The following is a 13,653-nucleotide window of genomic DNA, read 5'->3' on the forward strand; positions in this document are numbered from 1 at the left end:
CACGCCCTTAGCCGGTGTTTCCGGACCGGGTAAACTGCTGCTCGGTCATTACCTTTCCCCACTGCTCCCCCTGCCATTCGCGGATTAACGTGAAGCCAAAGGATTCATACAGTTTGCGGGCCGCGTCCAGCCCTTTAAAGGTCCACAGCTGCACCGCGCTAAACTGGCGACTATCGCAGAAAGCCATCGCCTCGCTGAGGAGCCGCCTGCCAATGCCGGTTCCCCGGCAGCTGTCATCGAGAATGAACCAGCGCAAATGCGCCTCCTGCTGGCCGAGGTCCTCGCCATCGATAGCCAGCGAGCCGACGATTTTCCCTTCGCGGATCGCCAGCCAGATCTGGTTGGCCGGGGAGGAGAGCCGGGTGGCAAATTCCGCTACGCCGCTGGCGACCTTGCCTTCAAAAAAGCGCCAAAGTCATGATGACGGGCGTAATACTCCCCGTGCATCTGGGCTATCCGGCCGATCATCCCCGGATGGTAGCCGGTCATCAGTGAAATTTGCGGAGCCGTATCCGCAAGCGCGCTATCCCGACACTGCGCCAGCGCCCGGGCATAGGCCGCCAGTCCAGTGGCGACAGTTTGCTGCTGCGTCTCATCCAGATGGTCTAACGCCTCCACCACCTGACGGGTACCCCAGGCGTTAATTTTCGCCACCGTATCGTGCCCCTTTGCCGTCAGGGCGAGTGATTTCGCGCGCGCATCCTCCGCGCAAGGACGCTCCTCCAGCTCACCAGCCGCCAGCAGACGAGAGACCATCCGGCTGACGCTTGATTTTTCCAGTCCCAGCAACGTGACCAGCTGCGCGGCCGTCATCTCCCCCCTCATCGATACCTCAAGCAGGGTGTGCACCGCCGAAGGTGAATAATGGGTGGCGGCCAGCGTGGTGCTCATAAAGCCCAGCTCGCGCACCATTAACCGCGAGGCGGTACGAATCTGTTGGATTAAGGGGGTATCAGGCATGGCGGCGGGTCCAGAAAATGAAATGGTTGTACAATACAACCATCGCCTTCATCCTGCGTCAAGATGCAATATGGTGGAATAAGCGTTGTCGTGTGACGTGTGACGTGTGATTTTGCCGCCATAGGGATCGTGAAAGCGAATGCCGCGGGCGCCGGACAGCGCCCGCGATGAATATTATTGCGGGTTCTTCGCCTTCCAGGCCTCCCAGGCCGATTTGATCTCCTGCTTCGCGGCCGCGGCGTCATTAAAGCCGGCCAGCTCGACCTTTTACGCCCCTCCGGCAGTTCTTTATAGACCCGGAAGAAGGCCTCCAGCCGCTGCTGTTCTATTTTCGGCAGATCGGAGATGGTCTTGATGTCGTCGTAGGTCGGGTCAATTTTACTGGCCGGTACGGCGATGATTTTGTCGTCTTTCTCACCGCCGTCTATCATTTTCAGCACACCAATTGCCCGCAGCTTAATCAGCGTGCCCGGGGCCATCGGCGCGCGGGTATAAAACACCACGTCCAGCGGGTCGCCATCCCCGGCCAGCGACTGGGTCAGCGAGCCGTAGTTCGCCGGGTAGGCCACCGGCATCGACTGAAAGCGGTCGGCGACGATAAACCCCGTTTTAGCATCGGTTTCGTACTTAATGATCCCGCCCGTCGGGATCTCAGTGACGGCGTAAAATTCTTCCGGGTTGTTTTCCGGCTGGGGAAATTCCAGCACATTGTGGGCCTGGGCGGCGGCGGACAAAAGCAGACCGGCGGTGAGGATGGTTTTTACCAGATGCATTGTTGTATCACTCTGTTGTTATAAGAAATTGATGCGCAAAACAATAGATTCGAGTGATGACAAAAACATGACCATTCAGCGTCAATATTATTACCTACCAAATATAGCGATGTTGTCTGAATTTTGTGCTATCTCTGTAGCAAAAAGCCACATTCTGTACTAAGCGCCTTGTATTTTACCGCTCAGCGTCTAATCCTTATTGGGTACTATTGCATTAATTAAGTTAATCAATTCCCCCACAAGGAGACAGGCATGAAGGCAGCTGTTGTTACCCACGACCATCAGGTTAACGTCACGGAAAAAACGCTGCGCCCGCTGGAATACGGCGAAGCGCTGTTGAAAATGGAATGCTGCGGCGTGTGTCATACTGACCTGCACGTGAAAAACGGCGATTTTGGCGATAAAACCGGCGTCATTCTCGGCCATGAAGGGATCGGGGTGGTACAAAAAGTCGGCCCGGGCGTCACCTCCCTGAAGCCGGGCGACCGCGCCAGCGTGGCGTGGTTCTTCGAAGGCTGCGGCCACTGCGATTACTGTAACAGCGGCAACGAGACGCTCTGCCGCTCGGTGAAAAACGCCGGCTATACCGTCGATGGCGGCATGGCGGAAGAGTGCATCGTCACCGCCAACTACGCGGTAAAAGTTCCGGACGGCCTCGACTCCGCCGCCGCCAGCAGCATCACCTGCGCGGGCGTCACCACCTACAAAGCGGTCAAGGTCTCCCACATCAAACCGGGCCAGTGGATCGCCATCTACGGCCTCGGCGGGTTGGGTAACCTCGCGCTGCAGTATGCGAAGAATGTCTTTAACGCCAAAGTGATCGCTATCGACGTCAACGACGGACAGCTGGAGCTGGCGGCCTCGATGGGCGCCGACCTGACCATCAACTCCCGCAATGAAGATGCGGCGAAAGTGATTCAGGAAAAAACCGGCGGCGCCCACGCTGCGGTAGTAACCGCGGTGGCTAAAGCGGCCTTTAACTCGGCGGTGGATGCCGTTCGCGCCGGTGGCCGCGTGGTTGCGGTGGGCCTGCCGCCGGAGGCGATGAGCCTCGATATTCCGCGTCTGGTGCTGGACGGCATCGAGGTGGTCGGTTCGCTGGTCGGCACCCGTCAGGATCTGGTGGAAGCCTTCCAGTTTGCCGCCGAAGGCAAAGTGGTGCCGAAAGTCACCCTGCGTCCGCTGGAAGATATCAATGCTATCTTCAAAGAGATGGAGCAAGGTCAGATCCGCGGCCGTATGGTTATCGATCTGCGTAGCTAATCACCCGCGCCTCTCCCGTCCGGGAGAGGCGATCCCCCTGGCACGTCCTCTCGCTTCCCAACCCGGGAAGTAAATGCAATTTCCGCAAATGCTTAGCGCAATTCCTTGGTTCCTTTGTTTTTAGCCGCGCCCGATGATGGCAACACAATAGATAACAAAGGAATTCACCATGCATCGTCATTTTCGCCTGCCCGCGCTGGCCGCGCTGTTTCTCACCGGCGCCTTTTCCGTCTGGGCCGCCGACACGCCGGTTAAAGGCGGCACCTTAATTTATCTGGAGCAGCAACCGCACACCAATCTCTATCCGCCCGCCGGCGGCTTTTACCCGAATGGCGGGATTCTCAATCAGATAACCGACAAGCTCACCTGGCAGAATCCCAAAACGCTGGAGATTGAGCCGTGGATCGCCGAGAGCTGGACCAGCAACGCCGATAAAACCGAGTACACCTTCCACCTGCGCAAAGGGGTCACTTTCTCAGATGGCACACCGCTGGACGCCGCCGCCGTCGCCAAAAACTTCGATACCTATGGTCTGGGAGATAAAGCCCATCGTCTGCCCGTCTCGGAGGTCATCAATAACTACCAGCGCAGCGAAGTGATCGACCCGCTGACGGTAAAATTCTACTTCAACAAGCCGTCGCCGGGCTTCCTGCAGGGAACCGCCACCATCGGCTCCGGTCTGGTATCTCTCAGCACCCTGCAGCGTAATTTTGAAGAGCTGGGCGATGCCCGACATATTATCGGCTCCGGCCCCTTCGTCGTGCAGGATGAAAAACCAGGCCGCGAGCTGACGCTGGTGGCGCGCAAGGATTACCAGTGGGGGCCGAAAAACATTGCCCAGCAGGGGCCCGCTAACCTCGACGGCATCACCTATATTGTGACGCCGGAAGACAGCGTGCGTATCGGCGCGCTGCTGGCAGGTCAGGCGGGCTTTATTCGCCAGGTGCAGGCCTACGATGAAAAGCAGGCTACCGATCAGGGATTTAAGATCTACGCTGCCCCTACCCGCGGGGTCAACGACAGCCTGAGCTTCCGCCCGGATAACCCACTGGTCGCCGACCTGCGGGTGCGTCAGGCCCTGCTCCATGCCACCAACGCCAGGCAGGTGGTGGAGACGCTGTTCTCCGCTAACTACCCGCAAGCCACCTCCGTGCTGGCCAGCTCTGCCGCCGGCTATGTCAATCTCAGCGATAAACTCACCTTCGACCAGGCCAAAGCCCGGCAGTTGCTGGATGACGCCGGCTGGAAGCCCGCCGCCGACGGTATTCGCAGCAAAGACGGTCAGCGGCTGGCGCTGACCGTCTATGAGTCGCTGCCGCAGCCGCAAAATAAGGAAGTGCTGCAGCTGATCGCCCAGCAGTGGCGCCAGGTGGGTGTGGCGTTGACGGTCAAAGCCGGGGATGCCGGTAGCCGTACGCTGGATAACCTCGACCCGCAGAAAACCCCGCTCACCGTCTCAGAAGTGGGCCGCGCCGACCCGGATGTGGTGAAAAGTATGTTCTTCCCCAACAACCGCGATGCGCTGCTGCAGAAAGGCGGCTCCAGCGATAAAGTGCAGCGCTTCCGCGATGATAAGCTCAATGACCTGCTGACCGGCATCTCCGCGGCGGTAGAGCCGCAGCAGCGCTTGCAGTTAACCGGTGACGCCCAGCGCTATCTGATCGATAACGCCTATGTGATCCCTATTTTCGAAGAGCCGCAGGTGTTCGCCGGCGCGCCGTGGGTCAAAGGCGTCAGCTTCGAGGCCGTCGGTCGTCCGTCGTTCTACGGCGCGTGGCTGGACAAGCACTAAGAGGCCGGTTATGAGCGCTTATCTTCTGCGACGATTCGGCCAGGGGCTGCTGGTCCTGTGGGCGGCCTTTACCCTCACCTTTTTCCTGCTGCAGGTCCTGCCGGGGGATGCGGTGCTGATCAAGTTTCAGAACCCGGACCTCGGCCTGAGCCCGGCGCAAATTGCGGAGATGCGGCTGGCCTACGGCGCCGATAGCCCGCTGTGGCGCCAGTACCTGCACACGCTGCTGGCGATGCTGCACGGCGACTTCGGCTATTCCCTGCAGGCGGGTCTGGCGGTCAGCAGTCTGATTGCCAGCAACCTGCCGGATACCTTAAGCCTCGCGCTGCCGGCCTTCCTGCTGGCCGTGGCGCTGGCGTTCGCCCTCGCTTTCGCCTCGCGGCTGCCGGGGCTGCGCTGGCTGAGCAATTTTCTGCAGTCGCTACCGGTGTTGTTTATCTCTCTACCTACCTTTTGGTTGGGTATCGCCCTGATCCAGCTCTTCTCGTTTCAGTTGCGCTGGATCCCGGTAATCAACCCCGGCCCACTGGAAGGACTGATTTTACCGGTTATCGCCGTCGCGCTGCCCATTTCCGCCCCGCTGGCGCAGATCCTGATGCGCAGCATGGATCAGGTGGCGGTTCAGCCCTTCGTCGCGGTCGCCCGCGCCAAGGGCATGAGCGAAACGGGCGTCCTCTGGCGCCATGTGATGGGGAATGCCCTGCTGCCGGCGCTGAATATTGCCGGGCTGCTGCTCGGCGAACTGATTGCCGGGGCGCTGATCACCGAGACCGTCTTCGGCCGCAGCGGCCTCGGCCAGCTGACCCAGCAGGCGGTCAATAACCAGGATATCGCCGTACTACAGGCGGTGGTGATGATCTCCGCCCTCGGTTTCGTCCTGATCAACCTGCTGGTCGACCTGGTCATGCCGCGACTGGATCCCCGACTCCATTTACAGACCGGAGGTGCAAAATGAGCCTGGTCGACTATACCATCGCGGTTCGCCGCCGCCCGGAGTGGCGTAGAGTGCGCCTGCAGCCTGGCCTGTGGCTGGCGTGGGCGGTGATGATCGCCGCCCTGTTAATGGCCATTGCCCCACAGTGGTTTACCTCCGCTAACCCGCTGGAGGGGATCCCCGGCGCTCAGCGCCTGGCGCCGCAGGCGCACTACTGGCTGGGTACCGACCAGCTGGGGCGCGACCTGTGGACGCGGGTGGTTTACGGCGCGGTGCATTCCCTGTCGGCGGCGCTGATCGCCGTCGCCATCGGCCTGGTGGTGGGTACCACCCTTGGCGCCCTCGCCGGGGCGCTGGCCGGACGCGTGGAATCCACCATCATGCGCCTGGTCGATGTCCTGCTGGCCATCCCCTCCCTGCTGCTGCAGCTCACGGTGATTATTCTGCTGGGTTTCGGCACGGTAAATGCGGCGGTGGCGGTTGGCGTCGCGGCTATCGCCAGCTTCGCGCGCCTGGCGCGAGCAGAAGTGGTGCGCGTGCGCCACAGCGATTACGTCGAGGCGGCCCGGGGCAGCGGCGGCACTTTTTTCGCCGTCTTCTGGCGCCATATTCTGCCCAACTCGCTCACTGCGGTGCTTGCTTTCGCGACGCTGCAGTTCGGTCAGGCGATGTTGGCCCTGGCCACCCTCAGCTTCCTCGGCTACGGCACTCCGCCGCCGGTCCCGGAGTGGGGACTACTGATCGCCGAAGGTCGCAATTACCTGTCAACCGCCTGGTGGCTGACCACCTTCCCCGGCCTCGCCGTGGTCGCCGTGGTCCTTGCCGCCAATCGTCTTAGCCGCCAGTGGAGTGGAGTACGCCCATGACCGTTCTGTCCGTTGAAGATCTACGCATCAGCTACCGCTCGCGGGGCGAATGGCGCGAGGTGGTGCACAACATCAGCTTTTCCATCCAGCGCGGCGAAATGCTGGCCTTCGTCGGAGAATCCGGCTCGGGGAAAACCACCACCGCGCAGGCCATTATCGGCCTGCTGGCGGATAATGCCCGCCGGGATGCCGGGCGGATTGTCCTCAATGGCGAAGTGATTAGCGACTGGTCGGATAAACGCCTGAACCGCCTGCGCGGAGTGAGCATCAGCCTGGTCCCGCAGGATCCCGGTAATTCGCTCAACCCGGTAAAAACCATTGGTCAGCAGGTGGAAGAGATCCTGCGGCTGCATCAGTCCCTCTCCGCCGCTGAGCGCCGACAGCAGGCCCTTAACCTGCTCGCTAAAGTCGGTCTAAGCCACCCGGAACAGCGTTTTGACCAGTATCCGCATCAGCTGTCTGGCGGGATGAAACAGCGGGTGCTGATAGCCATCGCCATTGCCCTGCAGCCGGATCTGATTATTGCTGACGAGCCCACCAGCGCCCTCGACGTCACGGTGCAGAAGCGCATTCTCGACCTGCTCGATATCCTGCGTCGCGAGTCGGGTACCGCCGTGCTGTTTGTCACCCACGATCTGGCGCTGGCCGCTGAACGCGCCGACCGGATCATGGTGTTTCGCCAGGGAGAGATTCAGGAACAAGGCGCCACCGAGACGATTGTCCAGCGTCCACAGCATCCTTACACCCGCCAGCTGCTCCACGACCTGCTGGATGCGCCGTTGGGGCTGGCGGCGGCTCGTCACCGGCCGCTGGCCACGCCGGCCATTCGCGTGGAGGGGATCAGCAAACGCTTCTCGCTGGGCAAACAGGCGCTGCAGGCGCTCGACAGCGTCAGCTTTGAAGTCAGACGCGGCAGCACCCATGCGCTGGTGGGCGAATCCGGCTCCGGGAAAACCACCCTGGCGCGGATCCTGCTGGGCTTTGAGCGCGCCGATGCCGGACAGGTCATCATCGACGGTATCGACGCCGGGCATCTCAGCCGCGAGGCACAGCGTCAGCTGCGGCGCAAGATCCAGTTTGTCTACCAGAACCCCTTCGCTTCGCTCGACCCGCGCCAGACGCTGTTTGCGATTATCGAAGAGCCGTTAAAAAACTTTGAGCGCCTCAGCGCGGCGACGCGTCGCCAGCGTGTGGAGAGCGTTGCCGCCCGGGTGGCCCTGGCCCCCGAGCTGCTGTCGCGTACGCCGCGGGAGCTTTCCGGCGGCCAGCGCCAGCGGGTGGCGATTGCCCGGGCGCTGATCCTCGAGCCGGCGATACTGGTCCTTGACGAAGCGACTTCGGCGCTCGACGTCACCGTTCAGGCGCAGATCCTCGCCCTGCTGCAGCAGCTACAGCAGCAGCTGGGTCTGAGCTACCTGTTCATTACCCACGATCTGGCGACGGTCAGGCGGATCGCCGACAGCGTCACGGTGCTGCGCGCCGGCCAGGTGGTGGAGCATGGCGACGTAAACCGCCTGTTCGCCGCCCCGCAGCAGGCCTACACCCGCGAACTGATCGCCGCCATTCCCCAGGTTTCCTCCCGCTTAGCACAGGCCCACACGGAGAACGCATAATGCCAAAACGCCTCGGTTTTTTTACCCGTCTGCTCGATCAGGGCTCCGCGCAAACGCGCTACCGGCTGGCGGCCGAACAGATCCGCCACGCGGAGCGTTTGGGCTTCGACAGCGCATGGATTGCCCAGCACCATTTTCATGAACAGGAAGGCGGCCTGCCTTCACCGCTGGTGTTTCTCGCCCACGTCGCGGCACAGACCGACCGGATCCGTCTCGGCACGGCGATTATCACTCTGCCGATGGAAAATCCGCTGCGCGTCGCCGAAGACGCAGCGGTACTGGATTTACTCACCGACGGACGTCTGGAGGTGGGGTTTGGCTCCGGCGGCACGCCAACCTCGTTTCTGCCCTTCGGCCTGACCAGCGAGCAGCGCGGGGCGGCGTTTGCCGACCATCTGCACCTGATCCATAGCGCCTGGCGCGGCGACACGCTGAGCCACCCGGACAACCGTCTCTATCCGCCGGCGCCGCAGTTGGCGGAGCGTATCTGGATCGCCACCTTCTCGGCGGAGGGCGCCATCCGCGCCGGTCAGGCGGGACACGGGCTGATGCTGTCCCGCACCCAGCCACGGCCGCCCGGCGAGCCACGTCTGCCGCTGGACGCCATTCAGAACCCGATCATCGACGCCTACCTGTCGGCGCTACCGGACGGCGTTGCGCCGCGGATCCTCGCCTCGCGCACCGCCTTCGTCGCCGACAGTCACGCCCACGCCCTGCAGGTCGCCGAGCCCGGTCTGCGCAAGCAGGCGACTCAGCACCGGGCGGCGGGTCATACGATAGAAGGTGACAGTGTCACCGACTATCTGCAACAGCTGGATGCCCACGTTGGCGATCCTGAGCATGTTATTGCCTCCCTGGCGCAGGACAGCGTGCTGGCCCGCGCCACCGATATTTCGTTTCAGGTGCACTCAGTCGAGCCTTCGCACCGGGATACGCTGCGTTCCATTGAGCTGATCGCTCAGCATATTGCCCCCCACATCAGATAAGGAGTCCCCATGACGCTGAGTCAGGATATTCTGGCCGAACTGGCGGAGATCGCCCCCGGTTCCCCGCTCGATCAGGCGCGCGCCGTCCGCGATGCCGCCACCCGTCACGCCCAGGGAAGTTATGAAGTGCTGTTCCGCCAGCAGGACGCTGACTTTCCTCTTGATGAACGCTTCGCGGTGGCCGCGAAGGTGGCAAAACTGCACCAGGCGGACGCGCTGGCGGCGCACTATGCCGGTTTCGGCCTCGCCGATCCGACCACCGATCGTCTGGTCCCGGCGCTGGCCTTTGCCCGCCTGCTCACCTTCACCCCCGTTGAAGCCACTCCCGGCGCGCTGCACACCTTAACCGGCGCGGGCTGGAGCCTGCGGGGCATCGTCACCCTGGCGCAGCTGGTAGCCTTTGTCAGCTTCCAGAGCCGACTGCTGCTGGGCCTGCGGGCGCTCAACCATAAGCCCATCGTCAGCGCAGATACGCCGCTGGTCGCCGGATACTGGCATACCACCCCGTACGCGCAGAGCGGCAAAGCGGCCCCGGTTCGCTTCACCCGCGACGAGCTGCACTGGGAACCCTGGCTGGCCGATAAACCGCTGGCGGAATTCAACGCTGAAGAACAGGCGATTCTGGCCAAATATGGCCATAGCGACTCCCCCTACTTTCGCCTGCTGGCGCGCAACCAGCCGGTGCTGGAGCAGCGGACCCTGACCGATAGGGGCATTTTCTATACCGCGGGAGGATTGCCGCGCGCCGATCGCGAGCTGGCCGCCACGGTCGCCAGTAAAATCAACGGCTGTATCTACTGCGCCTCGGTGCATGCCCGCAAAGCGGCGCAGCTGGCGAAGGACGAGACCGCCGTCGACACGCTGCTGGCGGTGACGCCGGGAGAGGATCTGCGCGACGGGCAATCGCCGCGCTGGCAGGCGGAAATCGACGCCGCCGCCGCGCTATCGGTGACGCCACCCGCGTTAAACGCCGATCATCTGGCGGCGCTTGATGAGCAGGGCTTAGATACTCTGGCCCAGCTGGATCTGCTGCAGTCCGCGGCCTTTTTCGCCTGGGCCAACCGCCTGATGCTGACCCTGGGCGAACCCTGGCGTGAGTAGGCGTCGTTAGTAAGCTTGTCGCCGCTGATGACAGCCATAGATGAGCAAGGCGCTCATCGCCAGAAACGACAGCGCGGCGGCGGGGAGCGCCACGCTGTTCCAGCCAAAGCCCTGGGCGATCATCATTCCGCCGCAGAAGGCGCCGATGGCGCTGCCGAGGTTAAAGGCGATCTGTCCCCCGGCCGCCCCCAGCATCTCGCCGCCTTTGGCGTTCTGCAGCAGTAGGATCTGCAGCGGCGCTGACAGGGCGAATAGTCCCGCGCAGCAGAGAAACGCCAGCGCCAGCGAAGCGACTTTGTGTTCACCGAAGGCAAAGATCAGCAGCAGCGTCACGGCTATGACCCCGTCGGTCATGGCCGCAATGCGCAGCGGGCTGTAGCGCCCGGAAATTTTGCCGCTCAACAGATTGCCGACCACCATTCCCAGCCCCGCCAGCATCATAATCAGCATCATCTTGCTTTCAGCAAAGCCGGAGACGTTGAGCATAAAGGGCTTGATATAGCTGAACCAGGCAAACACGCCGGCGTTACCGAACATGGTGGCGGCGAAAATCAGCCACGGCGCCGGGGAGGCCAGAAAACGGAACTGCTCGCGCAGCCGCGTGCTGGCCCGGTCATAAAGCGTGGGCACCCAGCAGAAGATCGCCAGAAATACCGCCACGTTAAATACCGCGATAAGCGCAAAGGTATAGCGCCAGCTGAAGTGATGCCCAAGCCAGGTGCCACCCGGGACGCCGACCAGGTTAGCGATCGTCATGCCGCCAATCATCCCCGCCACCGCGGCGGTCACCTTCCCCGGGGGCGCGATTTTCGACAGGATAATCGCGCCGACGCCAAAGAACGCCCCGTGGGGAAACCCGGAAACCAGCCGGCCAAGCGCCAGCATGGCGTAGCTACTGGAGAAGGTAAACAGGGTATTGCCGAGAATACACAGGCCAGCCAGGAACAGCATCACCGATTTCAGGGAAAACCGGCTGGAGAGCAGCGCCATGATCGGCGCGCCGATCACCACGCCGAAGGCATACCAGGCAATCATATTGCCGGCGGCGGGAATGGATATTCCGACATCGTGCGCCATATCCGGCAGCACGCCCATAATGCCAAACTCCGCCATGCCAAGTCCAAAGGTGCCCAGCGCCAGTGAAAAAATCGTTTTTTTCATACATCTTATAGGGGTATTGAGAGCCGGCCGGCATTATTTACTATCCCGCCCCGACACACCAGCTAAAAACGCCCGACGGCAGTTTCCTCCATACAACAGCCTGATTCGTTCATGTTCCCCAGCCGCGTGGCATACCGGCGGCGTGGTTTCGTAGAAACAATCCCCTATCAAAATCAGTGAGCTCAAAGAGATAAACACCTCATTGATCTCAAGTTAACTTGAGGTTGTAAAGTCAAAACATCGTTCACCTTGGGAGAATTATCCATGCAAAGTGTTGATGTCGGTTTTACTCATGTCGCCTTTACCGTCCGCTGTCTGGCCAGCAGCATCGATTTTTATACCCGCTATACCGCGATGACCGTCATTCACCAGCGCGAGCCCGACCTCCCCTCGGCGCGGAAAGTGGCATGGCTCAGCGACCGCACCCGGCCTTTCGCCCTGGTGCTGGTGCAAAGTGACGATCCGGCCGATACGCCGCTGGGACCGTTCGGCCATCTCGGCGTCGCCTGCGCCACCCAGGCCGAGATCGATGAGAAAGTGGCCCTCGCACGGCGGGAAGGTGTTTTACGCCGGGAGCCGGAGCAGCTGGGCGATCCGGTGGGCTATTTCGCTTTCTTTGCCGACCCGGACGGTAACACCCTGGAGCTGTCGTGGGGGCAGCGGGTGGGACTGGAAGTCATCCTGGCGGGAAAACCCGGCGAATAATTTTCCACCGCCTCGCCGGGGGAGGATTACACTTCAAAGGGATACCTCGGCAACACGGAGCATGGCGATGGGCAACAAGAAAAGCGGTAATCCGGTCGACACGGCGACAAAAATCGCGCCGCTCGACAACAAAGCGTACGAGAAAGCGCTGCGCAAACTCCACGTTGAGCTGGTGAAACTGCAGCGCTGGGTAGTGCACAAGGGACTGAAAGTGTGCATTGTCTTTGAAGGCCGGGACGGCGCCGGGAAAGGCGGCACCATTAAGGCCATCACCGAGCGCGTCAGCCCGCGTATCTTTCGGGTCGTCGCCTTACCCTCGCCCACCGAGCGCGAAAAAAGCCAGCTCTACTTTCAGCGCTATATCAAGCATCTCCCGGCGGCCGGCGAAATCGTGATTTTCGATCGCAGCTGGTATAACCGCGCCGGCGTCGAACGGGTGATGGGCTTTTGTACGCCGGAGGAGGTGCAGAAGTTCCTCGACGGCGCGCCGATGGTGGAGCGCGGCATGGTCGAATCGGGCATTATTCTGCTCAAGTACTGGCTGGAGGTCTCTCCGCAGGAACAGGAGCGCCGTCTGCGGGATCGCATCGACGACGGGCGTAAAATCTGGAAGCTCTCGCCGATGGACATTAAGTCTTTCAACCGCTGGGATGAATATACCGCTGCCCGCGACGCCATGTTCGCCGCCACCGATACCGCCTGGGCGCCGTGGTTCGTCGCCCGCTCGGAGGATAAAAAGCGCGTGCGTCTGAATATCATCACCCATCTGCTGTCGCAGATCCCCTATGAAGCTTTACCGGTGGAGCCTGTGACGCTGCCGAAGCGCAAAATTGGCAAAATGAAACAGACTAATTTTCCTTTCCGCTTTATTCCGGAGAAGTTTTGATTATTTCCCGTCGCGCTGGTTAATGCCAGCGCCAGGTTTATTACTATAACCATGAATATTTCAGGCTGTTACTTCCCTCTGGAAGCTGTCTCGCAAAATAAATATTAAACTTACTGCTGGTATTTATTTTTTAGTGGGTAAAGTCAATAATCACAGAACCAACCGCAAGGAGCCTATGATGAAAAGTAATACGCTACGTAAAAGACCCACTGACGTACCCGTCCAGAAGGCGTCAGAACAGCCAGGTAAGGATTTACGAGAAGCGGATAAACAGCGACAGCACAAGGAATTCATTGCCGCAATGAATGAATTTATTACAAAAGGAGGCACTCTTACTGATGATGAATTTTTCAGGGTGCTATGATGCTTGAACAATTCAATGTTTATCGAAATTGTTCTGCTCAGACAAATAAAACCCTGCCATATTATATGATCGTGCAGAATGATTATTATACAGACCTGGCCACGAGAGTCATTATTCCTTTAATGCGACCACAACAGTTACCACGCTGGCATCAGCATGCCGTACCAAGGATAAATATAGAATTTGACAGCTTTTTACTTTGTACGCCAATGAGCAGTAACTTAAATAATAAACGGATCCCGCCACAGG

General features: G+C 60.6%; 16 protein-coding genes and 1 other annotated feature. Of the genes, 12 read left to right on the forward strand and 4 right to left on the reverse strand.

The genetic code is table 11. The features are described from left to right. Window positions 1–7: 7 nt before the first annotated feature. The gene (locus tag KPHS_28180) at window positions 8–256 is read right to left on the reverse strand and encodes a GNAT family transcriptional regulator (RefSeq protein ID YP_005227118.1); all 249 of its coding nucleotides are present in this window, start codon (window positions 254–256) and stop codon (window positions 8–10) included. Further along, window positions 8–960, reverse strand: a sequence feature (potential frameshift: common BLAST hit: gi|152970403|ref|YP_001335512.1| putative regulatory protein MarR). Its footprint overlaps the gene before it by 249 nt. On the opposite strand from KPHS_28180, the gene KPHS_28190 reads away from it, so the two are divergent. Then, entirely contained in the window at window positions 257–421 is a 165-nt protein-coding gene (locus tag KPHS_28190; RefSeq protein YP_005227119.1) for a hypothetical protein, read from the forward strand. Its footprint overlaps the feature before it by 165 nt. On the opposite strand, the gene KPHS_28200 is transcribed toward KPHS_28190, so the two are convergent. Next, window positions 376–960 carry a GNAT family transcriptional regulator gene (locus tag KPHS_28200; protein ID YP_005227120.1) on the reverse strand — a complete coding sequence of 195 codons (585 nt, stop codon included), beginning with the start codon at window positions 958–960 and terminating at the stop codon, window positions 376–378. The two genes, KPHS_28190 and KPHS_28200, sit on opposite strands and share 46 nt — an antisense overlap. Beyond that, window positions 942–1,733 (reverse strand): inorganic diphosphatase, encoded by a 792-nt coding sequence (locus KPHS_28210; RefSeq protein YP_005227121.1) that lies wholly within the window; start codon window positions 1,731–1,733, stop codon window positions 942–944. Before KPHS_28210 ends, KPHS_28200 begins: the two co-directional genes overlap by 19 nt. Before the next feature lie 31 nt (window positions 1,734–1,764). Here KPHS_28210 and KPHS_28220 point away from each other — a divergent pair, with 31 nt between their 5' ends. From KPHS_28220 to KPHS_28290, 8 genes are all read left to right on the forward strand, one after another. Further along, window positions 1,765–1,896 (forward strand): hypothetical protein, encoded by a 132-nt coding sequence (locus KPHS_28220; RefSeq protein YP_005227122.1) that lies wholly within the window; start codon window positions 1,765–1,767, stop codon window positions 1,894–1,896. 89 nt (window positions 1,897–1,985) lie between these two features. After that, window positions 1,986–2,996 (forward strand): alcohol dehydrogenase, encoded by a 1,011-nt coding sequence (locus KPHS_28230; RefSeq protein YP_005227123.1) that lies wholly within the window; start codon window positions 1,986–1,988, stop codon window positions 2,994–2,996. 169 nt (window positions 2,997–3,165) lie between these two features. Beyond that, window positions 3,166–4,788: a nickel ABC transporter periplasmic substrate-binding protein gene (locus tag KPHS_28240; protein YP_005227124.1), complete on the forward strand. Its 1,623-nt coding sequence runs from the start codon at window positions 3,166–3,168 to the stop codon at window positions 4,786–4,788. A gap of 10 nt (window positions 4,789–4,798) precedes the next feature. Continuing rightward, window positions 4,799–5,743 (forward strand): peptide ABC transporter membrane protein, encoded by a 945-nt coding sequence (locus KPHS_28250; protein ID YP_005227125.1) that lies wholly within the window; start codon window positions 4,799–4,801, stop codon window positions 5,741–5,743. Next, window positions 5,740–6,588, forward strand: a complete 849-nt coding sequence (locus KPHS_28260; protein ID YP_005227126.1) for a putative ABC transport system permease — start codon at window positions 5,740–5,742, stop codon at window positions 6,586–6,588. Before KPHS_28250 ends, KPHS_28260 begins: the two co-directional genes overlap by 4 nt. Beyond that, window positions 6,585–8,201, forward strand: coding sequence for an ABC superfamily ATP binding cassette transporter, ABC protein (locus KPHS_28270; protein ID YP_005227127.1), 1,617 nt, complete (start codon window positions 6,585–6,587; stop codon window positions 8,199–8,201). The genes KPHS_28260 and KPHS_28270 overlap by 4 nt, the downstream gene beginning before the upstream one ends. Beyond that, window positions 8,201–9,187 carry a putative monooxygenase gene (locus KPHS_28280; protein ID YP_005227128.1) on the forward strand — a complete coding sequence of 329 codons (987 nt, stop codon included), beginning with the start codon at window positions 8,201–8,203 and terminating at the stop codon, window positions 9,185–9,187. Before KPHS_28270 ends, KPHS_28280 begins: the two co-directional genes overlap by 1 nt. 9 nt (window positions 9,188–9,196) lie before the next feature. Further along, complete coding sequence (locus KPHS_28290) at window positions 9,197–10,288, forward strand: alkylhydroperoxidase domain protein (protein YP_005227129.1); 1,092 nt, start codon at window positions 9,197–9,199, stop codon at window positions 10,286–10,288. Between the two features lie 6 nt (window positions 10,289–10,294). Here the strand turns inward: KPHS_28290 and KPHS_28300 are convergent, their stop codons facing one another. Further along, complete coding sequence (locus KPHS_28300; RefSeq protein YP_005227130.1) at window positions 10,295–11,449, reverse strand: protein AraJ; 1,155 nt, start codon at window positions 11,447–11,449, stop codon at window positions 10,295–10,297. A 264-nt stretch (window positions 11,450–11,713) separates the two neighbouring features. Between KPHS_28300 and KPHS_28310 the strand changes: the two genes are divergently transcribed. From KPHS_28310 to KPHS_28330, 3 genes are all read left to right on the forward strand, one after another. Further along, a complete protein-coding gene (locus tag KPHS_28310; protein ID YP_005227131.1) occupies window positions 11,714–12,154 on the forward strand; it encodes a putative glyoxalase/bleomycin resistance protein/dioxygenase in 441 nt (146 codons plus the stop codon). A 67-nt stretch (window positions 12,155–12,221) separates the two neighbouring features. After that, complete coding sequence (locus tag KPHS_28320; protein ID YP_005227132.1) at window positions 12,222–13,040, forward strand: polyphosphate kinase 2; 819 nt, start codon at window positions 12,222–12,224, stop codon at window positions 13,038–13,040. Between the two features lie 178 nt (window positions 13,041–13,218). Then, complete coding sequence (locus KPHS_28330; RefSeq protein YP_005227133.1) at window positions 13,219–13,404, forward strand: hypothetical protein; 186 nt, start codon at window positions 13,219–13,221, stop codon at window positions 13,402–13,404. Window positions 13,405–13,653: the final 249 nt, after the last annotated feature.

The organism is Klebsiella pneumoniae subsp. pneumoniae HS11286, assembly GCF_000240185.1.
In the GTDB taxonomy this organism is placed as follows: Bacteria; Pseudomonadota; Gammaproteobacteria; order Enterobacterales; family Enterobacteriaceae; genus Klebsiella; species Klebsiella pneumoniae.